Source organism: Krasilnikovia sp. M28-CT-15, assembly GCF_047159595.1.
Taxonomy (GTDB): domain Bacteria; phylum Actinomycetota; class Actinomycetes; order Mycobacteriales; family Micromonosporaceae; genus Actinoplanes.
On the sequence record NZ_BAAGAK010000001.1, the window covers coordinates 4,553,492 to 4,566,471 of the forward strand.

14 protein-coding genes and 1 pseudogene are annotated in these 12,980 nt (G+C 72.6%); 6 read left to right on the plus strand and 9 right to left on the minus strand.

Going from position 1 to position 12,980, the window contains the following annotated elements; all coding sequences use genetic code 11:
- The first annotated feature begins 115 nt into the window (after positions 1-115).
- Positions 116-688, plus strand: a complete 573-nt coding sequence (locus tag ACMCNO_RS20740; protein WP_412751113.1) for a hypothetical protein — start codon at positions 116-118, stop codon at positions 686-688.
- 52 nt (positions 689-740) lie between these two features.
- Here ACMCNO_RS20740 and ACMCNO_RS20745 read toward each other — a convergent pair whose 3' ends face one another.
- Genes ACMCNO_RS20745 through ACMCNO_RS20755 form a run of 3 tightly spaced genes read right to left on the minus strand, consistent with a single transcriptional unit; the run spans position 741 to position 3,966 of the window.
- Positions 741-1,946: an ABC transporter permease gene (locus ACMCNO_RS20745; protein ID WP_412751114.1), complete on the minus strand. Its 1,206-nt coding sequence runs from the start codon at positions 1,944-1,946 to the stop codon at positions 741-743.
- The gene (locus tag ACMCNO_RS20750; RefSeq protein ID WP_412751115.1) at positions 1,943-2,635 is read right to left on the minus strand and encodes an ABC transporter ATP-binding protein; all 693 of its coding nucleotides are present in this window, start codon (positions 2,633-2,635) and stop codon (positions 1,943-1,945) included. Before ACMCNO_RS20750 ends, ACMCNO_RS20745 begins: the two co-directional genes overlap by 4 nt.
- Entirely contained in the window at positions 2,632-3,966 is a 1,335-nt protein-coding gene (locus tag ACMCNO_RS20755; protein WP_412751116.1) for a hypothetical protein, read from the minus strand. Before ACMCNO_RS20755 ends, ACMCNO_RS20750 begins: the two co-directional genes overlap by 4 nt.
- Before the next feature lie 91 nt (positions 3,967-4,057).
- On the opposite strand from ACMCNO_RS20755, the gene ACMCNO_RS20760 reads away from it, so the two are divergent.
- Entirely contained in the window at positions 4,058-4,765 is a 708-nt protein-coding gene (locus tag ACMCNO_RS20760) for a response regulator (RefSeq protein ID WP_412751117.1), read from the plus strand.
- Positions 4,762-6,549 carry a sensor histidine kinase gene (locus ACMCNO_RS20765; RefSeq protein ID WP_412751118.1) on the plus strand — a complete coding sequence of 596 codons (1,788 nt, stop codon included), beginning with the start codon at positions 4,762-4,764 and terminating at the stop codon, positions 6,547-6,549. The genes ACMCNO_RS20760 and ACMCNO_RS20765 overlap by 4 nt, the downstream gene beginning before the upstream one ends.
- Positions 6,550-6,583: 34 nt before the next feature.
- On the opposite strand, the gene ACMCNO_RS20770 is transcribed toward ACMCNO_RS20765, so the two are convergent.
- The 3 genes from ACMCNO_RS20770 to ACMCNO_RS20780 form a co-directional block, all read right to left on the minus strand.
- Positions 6,584-6,976, minus strand: a complete 393-nt coding sequence (locus ACMCNO_RS20770) for a hypothetical protein (RefSeq protein WP_412751119.1) — start codon at positions 6,974-6,976, stop codon at positions 6,584-6,586.
- Between the two features lie 168 nt (positions 6,977-7,144).
- Entirely contained in the window at positions 7,145-7,498 is a 354-nt protein-coding gene (locus tag ACMCNO_RS20775; protein ID WP_412751120.1) for a hypothetical protein, read from the minus strand.
- Positions 7,499-7,526: 28 nt separating this feature from the next.
- Positions 7,527-7,727, minus strand: coding sequence for a hypothetical protein (locus ACMCNO_RS20780; protein WP_412751121.1), 201 nt, complete (start codon positions 7,725-7,727; stop codon positions 7,527-7,529).
- A 176-nt stretch (positions 7,728-7,903) separates the two neighbouring features.
- On the opposite strand from ACMCNO_RS20780, the pseudogene ACMCNO_RS20785 reads away from it, so the two are divergent.
- From ACMCNO_RS20785 to ACMCNO_RS20795, 3 genes and pseudogenes are all read left to right on the plus strand, one after another.
- Positions 7,904-8,766, plus strand: a pseudogene (locus ACMCNO_RS20785) (erythromycin esterase family protein).
- Positions 8,767-8,818: 52 nt separating this feature from the next.
- Positions 8,819-9,610: a crotonase/enoyl-CoA hydratase family protein gene (locus ACMCNO_RS20790; RefSeq protein WP_412751122.1), complete on the plus strand. Its 792-nt coding sequence runs from the start codon at positions 8,819-8,821 to the stop codon at positions 9,608-9,610.
- Between the two features lie 41 nt (positions 9,611-9,651).
- The gene (locus ACMCNO_RS20795) at positions 9,652-10,293 is read left to right on the plus strand and encodes a DNA alkylation repair protein (RefSeq protein WP_412753762.1); all 642 of its coding nucleotides are present in this window, start codon (positions 9,652-9,654) and stop codon (positions 10,291-10,293) included.
- A gap of 7 nt (positions 10,294-10,300) precedes the next feature.
- On the opposite strand, the gene ACMCNO_RS20800 is transcribed toward ACMCNO_RS20795, so the two are convergent.
- The 3 genes from ACMCNO_RS20800 to ACMCNO_RS20810 are packed head-to-tail and all read right to left on the minus strand — an operon-like array spanning position 10,301 to position 12,923.
- The gene (locus tag ACMCNO_RS20800) at positions 10,301-11,116 is read right to left on the minus strand and encodes an ABC transporter permease (protein WP_412751123.1); all 816 of its coding nucleotides are present in this window, start codon (positions 11,114-11,116) and stop codon (positions 10,301-10,303) included.
- The gene (locus ACMCNO_RS20805; RefSeq protein ID WP_412751124.1) at positions 11,113-12,072 is read right to left on the minus strand and encodes an ATP-binding cassette domain-containing protein; all 960 of its coding nucleotides are present in this window, start codon (positions 12,070-12,072) and stop codon (positions 11,113-11,115) included. The genes ACMCNO_RS20800 and ACMCNO_RS20805 overlap by 4 nt, the downstream gene beginning before the upstream one ends.
- Positions 12,069-12,923 carry a DUF4097 family beta strand repeat-containing protein gene (locus tag ACMCNO_RS20810; RefSeq protein ID WP_412751125.1) on the minus strand — a complete coding sequence of 285 codons (855 nt, stop codon included), beginning with the start codon at positions 12,921-12,923 and terminating at the stop codon, positions 12,069-12,071. The genes ACMCNO_RS20805 and ACMCNO_RS20810 overlap by 4 nt, the downstream gene beginning before the upstream one ends.
- Positions 12,924-12,980: the final 57 nt, after the last annotated feature.

The window sequence follows — 12,980 nt, forward strand, 5'->3', positions numbered from 1 at the left end:
TGGCGTATTCGCGCACCGCGGCGGAAGATCCAGAACCTGACACGTTCCTGACTTTCGCCCGGAAGGGTGACAGCTCGGCGCGGGGCCGTCCCGGGCCGAGGCGGGAGGCATGTTCATGCGCAGAAGTCAGGTACTGGCGGTGGTCGCGATCGCGCTCACCGCGACGGCGGCGTGCGGTTCGACGGAGAAGGCATCGGACGGTGGGGCCAAGGTCGCCACCCTGACCAGCCCGGAGGCCAGGCCGTCCGCCTCAGCCGCGGCGCAGCGGCCACGTGAGCGGCTCGACACCAGCCCCGAGGAGTTCGAGGCCATGCTGGCGCCGTACAACAAGTGCCTCAAGGAACACGGCATCTCCGTGACGGATGCGAAGCGGGCGGCCGACCGGGCGAAACCCGGGGACGCCTCCAGCCCCGAGCAGCAGAAGGCGGACGAGTCCTTCCGGTCCTGCGAGGCGCAGTACTACCCGCTGCCGCCGTGGGAGAAGGATCCGGCCAACCCGGAGGCCCGCGACTTCGCCGTCGCCGTGGTCAAGTGCCTCAAGAAGAAGGGCGTCACGTACGTGGAGGTCAGCGACGACGGCCTCAGCTACGCGCTCGGCGGCAGGAACAACGACGCGCGCTCGATCAGGATGGGAATGGACCTCGCACCCGACTGCGAGCGTGAGGTCGCCGCCGCCAAGAAGAAGTAGGAACGGCGGATCGCCACCGGCGCGGCGGCCCCGGCCGCCGCGCCGGCGTTTCTCACGTGGTGGCCAGTGCCTGGGTCGGGGTCAGCCGTGCGGCACGCATGCACGGATACACGCCCGCGAGCACGCCGATCACGACCGCACCACCCACCCCGGAAACCGCCGCGGCGGCGGGCACCACCAGCGGCCACGCCTGCCACGTCGCATACCCCACCGTGACGAGCAGACCCAGCGCGGTACCGGCCACACCGCCGACCGTGGCCAGCACCACCGATTCGCTGAGGAACTGCCCCCGGATCTGACCGCGGGTGGCACCGAGCGCGCGACGCAGGCCGATTTCGGACCGCCGTTCCAGGACCGCGACGACCATCGTGTTGGCCACCCCGATGCCACCGACCAGCAGGGCCACCCCCGCCAGGGCGAAGAACAGCACCGAGAAGCTGCTCTCGGTGGCCCGTTTGGCGGCCAGCGCGTCCGAGGTCCGGGTGACGATCACCTGGCCGGGCCGCTGCGGGGAGATGGTCTCCGCGAGTACGCCGCGCACCGCCTCGATCTGCGCCTCCGCGCACTGGACGTAGAGCACGGTCGGACGGCCGTCGAAGCGCAGTGCGCTACGCGCCGCCTGCCAGCCGACCAGCACCGACCGGTCGATGTCCGGCGACAATGGAGTGGCGGCCAGGACGCCGATGACGGTGAACCGGCTGTCGCCGATCATCACCTGCGGCGCGGGCCGACCGGCGGGCAGCTCGGTGATGCCCAGCCGGGTGGCCGCCACCGAGCCCAGCACGGCGGTGGGGAACCTCGCGGTGGCCTCGGTCAGCCACCGGCCCGCCCGGATCCGCGCGTTGATCGTCGGCAACAGGTCGAGGCGGCCGGCCAGCACGGTCAGGCCGGAGCCGTCGTGCAGGTCGGTGCGATCGTTGCGGCGTACGAAGGAATGGGTGTTGGCGACCGCGCTGACCGCCGTGACCGGGCCGACCCGCCGCACCATCCCGACCGCCGATTCCGGCAACTCCGCGGGCGGATTCTGGTCCGGCAACGCCGTCGCCTGCAGGGTGTTGGTGCCCAGCGCGGTGAGCCGCCGCAGCAGCGCGGCCTGACTGGACGCCGGGATGCCGGTCACCACGATCATCGTGGCGATGCCGATCGCGATGCCCAGGGCGGACAGCGACGCCCGCGCCGGGCGGGTACGCAGACCCGTCAGCCCCAGGCCGAGCAGATCCAGCGGCGCCAGCCGGATCGGACGCAGCGGCCCGGTCATCGTCGCGCCGCCGGTACGCCGTCGCGCACGAGGTGCCCGTCGCGGATCTCGATCCGCCGGGGCAACGAGGCCGCGATGTCCCGGTCGTGGGTGATCAGCACGATGGTGGTGCCCTCCTCGTTGAGCCGGTGCAGCAGCCGCAGCACGGCCTGCCCGGTGGCGGTGTCCAAGGCCCCGGTGGGTTCGTCGGCCAGCACCAGCGACGGCCGGTTGACCAGCGCGCGGGCGATCGCGACGCGCTGCCGTTCGCCGCCGGACAGCTGCTGTGGACGGTGACCGGCCCGGTGCGCCAGGCCGACCCGGCCCAATGCCTGCCAGGCGCGTTCGCGGCGGTGCCGGCGCGGCACCCCGGCATAGAGCAGCCCGGTGGCGACGTTGTCGACCGCGCTGAGCCCGTCCGCGAGGTGGAACTGCTGGAACACGAAGCCGATCTCGCGGGCCCGCAGGGCCGACAGCTGCCGGTCGGTGAGCGTCTCGACGTCGTGGCCCGCGATCCGGACGGTGCCGGAGGTGGGACGGTCGAGGGTGCCGATGATGGCCAGCAGCGTCGACTTGCCCGACCCGGACGGCCCGACGACGGCCACCATCTCGCCGGCGTCGATGTCGAGGCTGACACCGGCCAGGGCGGTGACGCCGCCGGGATGGATCCTGCCGACATCGCGTACGGACAGCACGGGTCGCGTCGTCACGAGGCGACCACCACGGTGGTGCCCTCGGTCAGCCCGGCGCCGGTGATCTCGACCCAGCCGTCGGCGAACATGCCGGTGCGCACCGCGACCAGGCCGTGCGGGCCCTGCACGGCGTAACCGCCCTCGGTCAGCGCCACGAGCGCCTCGACCGGCGCGGCCAGCACGTCCTTGACGGTCCGGCCCGCGACGCGGACCTCCACGTCGGCGGCGTCGAGCTTGGCGATGGTCTTCGGGTCGTCGACGGTCATCGTCACGGTCAGTTTCGGTGGGGAACCGTCGCCGTCGGCGGGTGCGAGTGCCCGGCCGACCGCCAGTACCCGGGCGGCGGCCGTGCGGTCGTCGGGCAACGCGACCGTGACCCGGTCGCCCCGGTCGATCGAGCCGGCGTCGGCCGGCTCGGCGGCCACGGTGATCACCTTGCGGGTCGAGGTCACCGACATCAGCGGCGCGTTCGCCGGTGAGCCCGGTTGCACCTCGACCGATTGGACCCGGATCGCCCCGGGAAGCACCTCGACGTCACCCACGGCGATCGTGCCGGTGACCGCGAGGCCGGTGTCCGTCTGCCACCGCTTGATGGCCGCGATCAGGCCGGAGGTGAGAACGCCGTCACCCGCCCTGACCCGCACACCCGCCGTGGTGCCCGGCGCGGCGTTGCGGTCCGGCGCCGCCTCGCCGGTCGGGGCGGCTGCGCCGCCGGGCTCGGCCTTGGTGCCCGGATCAGCCCCAGTGCCTACATCAGCCCCAGTGCCCGGGGCGGCCGTCTTGGCCGGGTGGGCCTCCTTGGCCGGGTCTGTGCTGTTGCCGGGAGTCGAGGCCCGGCCCGGTCCGCGATCGGCGGCCACATATGCGCCAGGCGGGGGCTGGCGGCCGATCGCGTACCCGAGCGCCCGCAGATTGTCCGCGATGATCCGCACGTCGCGGCCCACCATGTTGCGCCCGGCGATCGGACGGAACAGCGGCATGGCGCCGTAGAACAGCACCACCGGCTGGTCGTTGGCCCGGAACAGCTGCCTGCCCCGGGCGATGGTCGCGCCCGGTTGGGGCAGCCAGGTCACCGTCGCGTCCCGGTGTCCCGTCAGCGGGCGCGCTGCGCCGTACCCGATGCTGCCGGACAGTTTCCGGGTGGTGGACAGGTCCCGGCGCTCCAGCGTCGCCGTCGCGACCGCGGCCGTCTCCGGCGGCTGCGCCGCGGCGCCGGTGCGGTGCCGGGTCAGGGCGGCGACCGATCCGGCCGCCACCACCGCGACGACCGCCGCCACCAGCCACCGCACCGTGCGGCGACGCCGTGGTGGCGAGACGTGTCCGGTCGGATCGTCAAGATCGGAACTCATGCCGACGAGCCTGGCCGGAGGTCGTTAGGAACCTGTCAGGTATGTCGGCAGGGGTCCTTCGCACGCCCCGGGCGGCTCTATCATCGCCGCCATGTGTGCGCAGGTCCTGGTCGCCGAGGACGACCCCCGTCAGGCCGAGGTGATCCGCCGGTATCTGACGTCGGAGGGTCACGACACCGTCGTCGTGCACGACGGGCGGGCCGCCCTGGCCGAGGGCCGCCGGCTGCGCCCGGACCTGATGGTGCTGGACGTGATGATGCCCGGGCTGGACGGCCTGCACGTGTGCCGGACACTGCGCCAGGAATCGGACGTACTGATCCTGATGCTGACCGCGCGGGCCGCCGAGGACGACCTGCTGCTCGGCCTGGAACTCGGCGCCGACGACTACCTGACCAAGCCGTACAGCCCGCGCGAACTCGTGGCCCGCATCCGTACGCTGCTGCGGCGCGCGCCCCGGGGCCCGCGCGAGTCGGCCGGACCCGGTCCGCGGCGGATCGGACGGCTCGGCATCGACCTCGAACGCCACGACGTGACCGTCGACGACGTCCCGGTCGAGTGCACCCGGGGCGAGTTCGCGATCCTGGCCGCCATGGCGGAGCAGCCCGACCGGGTCTTCACCCGGGCGCAGTTGCTGCACCACACGCGCGGGATCGACCGAAGCTCCACCGAGCGCACCATCGACGTCCACGTGATGAACCTGCGCCGCAAGATCGAAGTCGACCCGCAACGTCCCCATCAGTTGATCACCGTCTACGGCGTCGGCTACAAGCTGACGTCCGGCCCGGCGGGCACCCCGTGACCATCCGGGTGCCGGCCCGGCACAGCCTGGTCACCAAGCTGCTGGTCACCTCGGTGCTGATCGCGATCGCGGCGATCGCCTCGACCGCCTGGCTGGCCACCCGCACCGCCACCCGGGCCATCAGCCAGGAACGCGGCCGGTCCCTCACCGAGGACAAGGGCGTCTACGACATGCTGGTCACGTACGCGGCCACCCATCCCGACTGGTCCGGCGCGCCCGCCCTGATCCAGGCCCGGGCCGCCCGGCTGGACCGCCGGATCACCCTGATGACCGAGGACCGGGCCGTCATCGCCGACTCGGCGACCGGCCCGTCGCTGCGCACCGCCCGCCCGTCCGCCGTGGTGGACCCGCTCAATCTCGACCTCGGCCTCACCGGCGGCAGCGACCGCATCGACGCCCGGGCGATCGGGCCGTTCCGGGTGCCCCCCGACGAACGCACCGTCCTCGGCAAGCTGGCGGCCGACGAACTCAGCTGCGTGCGCGGGAAGGGCCTGTCCGGCAGGATCGAACAGCAGCCGAGCGGCCGGCCGACGGTCACCCTGACCGTCCCCGACCCGGCGGGCATCGCCACCGAGTGCCACCAACAGCTGGCCGCGGTGGCCGGCACGAGCGAGCAGAAGGCACTGCGGACGCTGGGCCGGCTCGCCACCCGCTGCGCCGGCCTCGACCCACCGCTGGAGGTCCAGGTCCGGCCCGACTTCTCGACGTACGTGGCGAAGGCACCCGACGCCGAGCCGAGCGACGGCGCCTTCGTGCCCGTCAGCGCGCAGGACGCCGCGCGCATCCGCGGTTGCGTGGAGAAGTCGCGACGGACCCAGCTGCAGCCGTACGTCGCCCCGCCCGCCCTGCTGTTCGTCACCGACCCGAGCGCGGGCGCCGACCAGAGCGCGTTCACCCTCTCCCCCGCGAACACGACCCGGATCGCCACGGTCACCGGCGCCGTCCTGCTGGCCACGATCATCGTCACGATCCTGGTGGGGCGCCGCCTCGTTCGCCCGCTGCGCGCGCTCACCGAAGCCGCCGACCTGCACACCGCCGCCCCGGTGTCCACCCGGGACGAGATCGGGCGCCTGGCCCGCGCCCTGCACGACTCCGCGGCGCGACGCGAGCAGGCCGAGACCCAACGCCGGGCCATGGTCAGCGATGTGGCGCACGAACTGCGCACCCCGCTGACCAACATCCGCAGCTGGCTGGAGGCCGCCCAGGACGGCCTCGCCCCCACCGACGACCACCTGCTCGGGCTGTTGCACGAGGAGGCGGTCCTGCTGCAGCACATCATCGACGACCTGCGGGACCTGGCCGCCGCGGACGCGGGGACGCTGCACATCCACCCCGAGCCCACGTACGTCCACGACGTCCTCACCCAGGTCGTCGACAGCCACCGCGGCACCGCGGGCGCGACCGGTGTGCACCTGGTGATCGACGTCCAGGACGACCCGGTCCTGCGCGCCGACCCGGTACGCCTGCGCCAGATCGTCGGCAACCTTGTCTCCAACGGCATCCGCTACACGCCGCCGGGCGGGACGGTCACCGTCGGCGCCCACGCCACGACGATCGTCGTACGCGACACCGGCACCGGCATCTCCGCCGAGAACCTCCCGAAGATCTTCAACCGGTTCTGGCGCGGTGACGAGTCGCGCAGCCGAACCACCGGCGGCAGCGGGCTCGGCCTCGCCATCGCCCGCCAACTGACCGAGGCGCACGGCGGCACCATCGAGGTGCGCAGCGATCCGGGCCGGGGAACCGTCTTCACCATCCGCCTCCCCGCCGATGCCGACGCGTGAGGCGTGCGGCGTCGTAGGTCCTGGGTGGAGGCGCTCAGCGCCGGTGCCACAGGGTCCGCGCGTACAGCAGCAGGTGCTGTTCGATCCATGGGGTGACGAGAATGGCCAGTGGCTCCGGTGCACCGTCAGGCCCCGGACCGACCAGGACCTCCACCGGATCGTCGCCGATCGTGCCGCGCCGTACGTCGTCGCCGGTGTCGTCGTCCATGTGGATCTCGTCCGCGATCTCCGGGCTGGTGGTCAGGATCGCCAGTGGGCTGGCGACGCCTTGCGGGGTCACGGCCACCACGGTGGCGACCTCGGCGTCGCCCAGCACGCCTCGCATCAGCGCCATCATCCGGCCCGGCACGCGAAGGCGTTCCCTCAGCTCCGGCCACCGCCACCGCTCACGGTCCTCCAGGCCGATCGCCGAAACCGAACCGCACACTGTGCACCACCGCCCCCGACCAGGTATCCGGTGCAGGCGTGCCGTGGACCCTGGAACCTTCCTCGATGTCGGTCTGTCACCGACATCGTGCACCTCACAGGCCATCGCCCGAGGCGCGCCGCGCGGGCCGCACATCGCGGCGGAGGCAGGGCGGATACCGGAGTCGGCTCAGGCCGCGCGTCGGGCATCCATCCGACGGCGGTTCTGGTGCAGCACGGTCACCGCGGCGCGGCGGGCATCGGTGAACGCCTCCCGGCAGGCGACCGGACTCCGGTAGACGGCGGGAGACTGCGCGGCGACCGTCCCGTCCGGTGCCGGAACGAGCCACCCCCAGTGGCCGTCACCGCTGCCTACGATGCGCGGCGGCGGGCCGTCTCCGAGCAGCGCCAATTCGTTCAGGGCCGTGACTTCGTCGGTCCGGGGTCCCCCGTTGCGGGCAATGAGGTCGGCCGCGCAGTCGGTCCGGCTGACCAACCGCCAGCTCCACCCCTTCGCGGTCTCATCCAGGCTGAACCTGATCACATCCCACCTCCGGCGTACTCCGCCGCCATCAATGCGGCGCGCCGCGCCCGGACGGCGTGGCGCCGTCGGGCGATGGGCGCAGCCGTCCGGCCGCGGAGGTGGAATCCGGGTCACCCGGGGCGGCGTCGTCCACCTGTCCTTCCTGCGCGTTTGCGGCGGTGGCTCGGGTCAGCTCGGACAACGGCAGCGCCCGCTCGTCGCGCCAGGTCCCTTCGGGTCGTTCGTCCATGCCCCTTGCGCTACCCGGGATGCCCGTCTGCAAACGGATTCCCGGTGCAGCACCTGCCCTGACCAGCGCCGCCACATCCGGGCACCCGAGCCGCGGTCAATCGACCGGCAGGTTTGACCCGTGATGAGTGGGCACGACTGGGAGGTGACCGCTGGGAGCCGACACGGGAGCGACTGATGGGACGTTACGGCGACGAGGTGTACGCCCTGGCGACACCACTGACCGACCCCGGCGACCTGGACGTCCTGCTGGACCGCATCGGCGACGCCCGGGTCGCGATGCTCGGCGAGGCCACGCACGGCACGCACGAGTTCTACACGTGGCGCGCGGCGATCAGCCGTCGGCTGATCGAGGAGAAGGGCTTCTCCTTCGTCGCCGTGGAGGGCGACTGGCCCGACTGCGACCGGGTGGATCGCAGCGTACGGTGCATGCCCGACGCCCCGGCCGATCCCCGCGAGGCGTTGCTGGCGTTTCAGCGGTGGCCGACCTGGATGTGGGCGACGACACCCTGGACCGGCTCCTGCGGCATTACGGCCCCGGCGCGAAGGCCGTCGTGTGGGCGCACAACACCCATGTCGGCGGCGCCCGCGCGACCGACATGGCCGCCGCCGGGGAGGTGAACATCGGCCAGCTCGCCCGCGAACGGTACGGCGCCGACGAGGTGGTGCTCGTGGGTTTCGGCACCCACCGGGGGACCGTGGTCGCGGGCCATGCGTGGGGCGCGCCGATGGAGGTCATGCCGGTCCCGCCGGGCCGCCCGGACTCGCTGGAAGAGGTGCTGCGCGCCGCAGCGCCCGCGTGCGCGGTGTGTGTCCTGCCGCGGACGGACCGGCCGGATGTGCTCACCGACGAGCTGGCTCATCGCGCGATCGGCGTGGTCTACCGCCCCGAGCGGGAACGGTGGGGGAACTACGTGCCGACGGTGCTCGGCGAGCGGTACGACGCGTTCTGCTGGTTCGACCAGTCGCAGGCGGTACGGCCCCTGCACCTGGGCACCGTCGGGGTGCTGGAGCCGCAGACGTATCCCTCGGGGGTCTGACCAGGCAGGGACCACGCGGACCGCGGCGATAGAGTTCGCCGCGGAGGTGGCGATGGCTGATGTGCGTGTCGAGGTCGATGGCGCTGTCACCACGATCTGGCTGGACCGGCCCGACCGGCGCAACGCGGTCGACGGGCCGATGGCGGCGGATCTGCGCTCGGCGTTCGACGAGTTCGAGGCGGATCCGCGGCGGCGGGTCGCGGTGCTCGCCGGCTCGGGTGGGACGTTCTGTGCCGGCGCGGACCTCACCGCGGTGGGTGACCCGGCGCGCCGCAACGACCTCGATCCGGACGGGGCCGGTGGCGGGCCGATGGGGCCGACCCGGCTGCGGCCCGGCAAACCGGTCATCGCCGCGATCAGCGGCCACGCCGTGGCCGGCGGGCTGGAGCTGGCGTTGTGGGCCGACCTGCGGGTGGTCGAGCGCGATGCCGTCCTGGGTGTCTTCTGCCGCCGGTGGGGCGTGCCGCTCATCGACGGCGGTACGGTGCGGCTGCCGCGGATCATCGGCCTGGGCCGGGCACTCGACCTGATCCTCACCGGCCGCCCGGTCGACGCCGCCGAGGCGCTGGCGATCGGGCTGGCGAACCGGGTCGTCGAGCCCGGCCGCGCGGTCGGGGCCGCGCGGGAGCTCGCGGAGCAGATCGCGGCGTTCCCGTTCGCGTGTGTGCTCGCCGACCGCGCCTCGACCTACGCCGGGCTGGACCTGCCGGTGTCCGAGGCGCTGCGCGCCGAGGGCGCCGCCGGTGTCCCCGTCGTGTGGCGCGAGGGCGTCGCCGGGGCGGCCCGTTTCGCCGCCGGAGCAGGCCGCCATGGCACGTTCACCGAGCCGGGGCAGGGCGGATGACACAGGGGACGGACGTGACCGAAACGACGGTGGCCGGGGTGATGGCCGAGCTGGCCACGCTCGACGACCCGAAGGCACGTGCGGTGAACGAGAGACACGGTGACGACCACGGCGTCAATCTCGGCAAGCTGCGCGCGCTCGCGAAGCGGTTGAAGATCCACCAGGAGCTCGCCCGCGAGCTGTGGGCGACGGGTGACAGCGCGGCCAGGCTGCTGGCGATCCTGATCTGCCGCCCGAAGGCGTTCACCCGCGACGAGTTGGACGTCATGCTGCGCGAGGCGCGCACCCCCAAGGTGCACGACTGGCTCGTGACCTACGTGGTGAGGAAGAGCCCGTATGCCGAACAGCTGCGGGTGGCGTGGTCCGCCGATCCGGATCCCGTGGTCGCGAGTGCCGGCTGGGCGCTGACCACCGCACGCGTGGCCAGGAAACCCGACGGGCTCGACCTCGCGGGACTGCTCGACGTCATCGAGGCGGAGATGAAGGACGCCCCGGCGCGCCTGCAGTGGGCGATGAACCACTGCCTGGCGCAGATCGGGATCGACCATGCCGGGTACCGCGCCCGCGCGGTGGACGTCGGCGAGCGCCTGGAGGTGCTCAAGGACTACCCCACTCCCCCGGGCTGCACGTCGCCGTTCGCCCCGGCCTGGATCGCCGAGATGGTGCGCCGGCAGCCCGGATAGGAGGGCTTCAGGACTCGCGGTTGAACAGCCGCTTCGACCACAGGTATCCGGCCAGCCCGATGACCGCGCACCAGGCGAGCGCGATCCATGCGTGGTGCCCGATCGGGGTGCCCAACAGCAGGCCGCGCAGCGTTTCGATGATCGGCGTGAACGGCTGGTGCTCGGCGAACCAGCGCAGACCGGCCGGCATCGAGCCGGTGGGGACGAATCCGCTGCTCAGGAATGGCAGCAGGACGAGCGGCATGGGCAGGTTGCTGGCGGTCTCGACGCTCTTGCTGACCTGGCCGAGCGCGACGGACAACCAGACCAGCGCGAACGTCACCACCATCAGGAAACCGGCCGTGGCCAGCCAGCCGCCCAGGCTCGCGGTGGGCCGGAAGCCGACCAGCACCGCCACACCGATCACGACCGCCAGGGCGGCCATCGCCTGGATCACGCTGCCCAGGACGTGCCCGGTCAGCACCGAGACGCGGGCGATGTGCATGGTGCGGAACCGGGCGATGATCCCTTCGGTCAGGTCCATGGCGATCGAGATCGCGGTCCCCTGGACCGTGGCCGTGATGGTCATCAGGATGATCGCGGGCGTCACGTAGTTGGCGTAGGCGGCGCGCCCGTCGGCCGCGCCGAGCCCGGCGCCCAGCGTCCCGCCGAACACGTAGACGAACAGCAGCAGGAAGACGACGGGCATCCCGACCAGCGTCACGGTCATCGACGGGTACCGCAGCATGCGTTTGAGGTTGCGGCGCAGCATCGTCGCCGAGTCGCGCAGGGGATGCTTGCGCGGGCCCGCCGGGGCCGGGCCGGTGAGGGTGGGTGCGCTCATCGGGTGCTCACCTTCTCGCTGGTGGGGTCGCCGGTGAGGGCGAGGAAGACGTCGTCGAGGTCGGGGGTGTGCACGGACAGCTCGTCGACCTCGATGGCCTGGTCGTCGAGCCGGCCGATCAGGGTCTTCAGCGCGCGCAGGCTGCCGTCGCTGGGCACCCGCAGGGCGAGCGCGTCGGTGTCACGCGTGACCTGACCCAGTACGCCCAGGGCCGCGTCGAGGCCCGCCGGGTCGGCGAACCGCAGGCGGACATGCCCGCCGGGGATGCGGCGCTTGAGTTCCTCCGCGGTGCCCTCGGCGACCACCCGGCCGCCATCGAGGACCGCGATCCGGTCGGCCAGTTCGTCGGCCTCCGCCAGGTACTGCGTGGTCAGGAAGATGGTGACGCCGTCGGCCACCAGCTCCCGGATGATCTGCCACATGGTACGGCGGCTGCGCGGGTCCAGCCCGGTGGTCGGCTCGTCGAGGAAGATCACCTGCGGGCTCCCGACCAGGGTCATCGCCAGGTCGAGACGCCTGCGCATGCCCCCGGAGTAGGTCACTGCCGGCTTGTTGCCCGCCTCGGTCAGGTCGAACCGGTCCAGCAGCTCGGCGGCGCGCCGCCGGCCCTCGCCGCGGGCGAGGTGGTGCAGGTTCGCCATCAGCAGCAGGTTCTCCTCGCCCGTCAACAGGGTGTCGACCGCGGAGAACTGGCCGGTGACACCGATCGCGGCGCGTACCGCGTCCGGTTCGCGGGCGAGATCGTGCCCGGCGACCTGAACGTCTCCGGCGTCCGCACGGGCCAATGTGGACAGGATGCGCACCGTGGTGGTCTTCCCGGCGCCGTTCGCGCCGAGCAGCGAGAAGACCGTTCCCTGCGGCACGTGCAGGTCGACATGGTCGAGTACGACATGGTCGCCGAACGTCTTCCGGAGCCCGGTCGCGGCGATCGCCGGTCGGGATGCGGTGATGGTCATGGTTTCCCCTCCAGGGCACGGCGGATGGTGATGTCGCCGTACGAGGTGCGGCCGCGCACCTCGACGGTCCGGTCGGCCTCGCCGGGCGAGGTGGCGTTGTCCATCAGGTTGCGGACCTGCCCGAATCCGGTGTTGACCTCGAGCCAGGCCGCGGTGCCCTCGGCGATGCCGATGTCCAGGTCGCCGCAGGCGGTCCCGAGCAGGACCGAACCGCTGGCCACCGCGCCGAGGCGGATGCTGCCGTTGGAGGTCTTGGCGTCGACGCCCGCACCGGCGCGTGCGATGTGGATGTCGCCGTTGGCGTTGCGCACCCGCGCGTCGCCGGTGACGGCGTCGATCGTGGTCTCGCCGTTGGAGTTCTTGACCACCGCGGCACCCTCGACCTCGCCGATCTGGATCGTGCCGGTGCCGGTGGAGACGTCGGCGTCGCCGGTGATGCCGTCGGCGGAGATGTGCCCGGCGCCGGTGTGCACGCGCAGCGGGCCGGTCCGTTCCAGCCGGACGTTGCCGGTGGTCTTGAGCCGGCACTCGCCGAGGCTGCCGGCACTGCGCAGGTCGCCCATCTGCAGGTGTGCGGACACCTGGGAACCGGTGGGCAGGTCGATGGCCACGTCGACCGACCTGGTCTTGCGGGAGAAGTCGAACACGCGCTTGGGCCCGGTGACCTGGAGCGTGCCGTTGGTGAACTCGACGCGGACCTGCTGGGCGGCCTGCACGTCGGACTCGTCGGCGTCGTCGCTGGGGCGGATCTCGACGACGGTGTCGGTGCGGTCGCTGGCGGCGATCCGTACCTCGCCGACGCTGAGTTCGAGCGTGACGGAGATCGGTTCGGGCGTCTCGTACTGTGGCATGGTTGTCCCCGCATCATGGGTGGGTGGGGCGTCCCCGCAGGCCGGGGACGCGGTGGA

What these genes read in the sequence shown, in the direction of transcription:
- ACMCNO_RS20810 (WP_412751125.1), bottom strand. Translation starts at nt 12,923, where the DNA reads ATGCCACAGTACGAGACGCCCGAACCGATCTCCGTCACGCTCGAACTC.
- ACMCNO_RS20740 (WP_412751113.1), top strand. Translation starts at nt 116, where the DNA reads ATGCGCAGAAGTCAGGTACTGGCGGTGGTCGCGATCGCGCTCACCGCG.
- ACMCNO_RS20795 (WP_412753762.1), top strand. Translation starts at nt 9,652, where the DNA reads ATGGCCGAGCTGGCCACGCTCGACGACCCGAAGGCACGTGCGGTGAAC.
- ACMCNO_RS20805 (WP_412751124.1), bottom strand. Translation starts at nt 12,072, where the DNA reads ATGACCATCACCGCATCCCGACCGGCGATCGCCGCGACCGGGCTCCGG.
- ACMCNO_RS20780 (WP_412751121.1), bottom strand. Translation starts at nt 7,727, where the DNA reads ATGGACGAACGACCCGAAGGGACCTGGCGCGACGAGCGGGCGCTGCCG.
- ACMCNO_RS20760 (WP_412751117.1), top strand. Translation starts at nt 4,058, where the DNA reads ATGTGTGCGCAGGTCCTGGTCGCCGAGGACGACCCCCGTCAGGCCGAG.
- ACMCNO_RS20800 (WP_412751123.1), bottom strand. Translation starts at nt 11,116, where the DNA reads ATGAGCGCACCCACCCTCACCGGCCCGGCCCCGGCGGGCCCGCGCAAG.
- ACMCNO_RS20790 (WP_412751122.1), top strand. Translation starts at nt 8,819, where the DNA reads ATGGCTGATGTGCGTGTCGAGGTCGATGGCGCTGTCACCACGATCTGG.
- ACMCNO_RS20755 (WP_412751116.1), bottom strand. Translation starts at nt 3,966, where the DNA reads ATGAGTTCCGATCTTGACGATCCGACCGGACACGTCTCGCCACCACGG.
- ACMCNO_RS20745 (WP_412751114.1), bottom strand. Translation starts at nt 1,946, where the DNA reads ATGACCGGGCCGCTGCGTCCGATCCGGCTGGCGCCGCTGGATCTGCTC.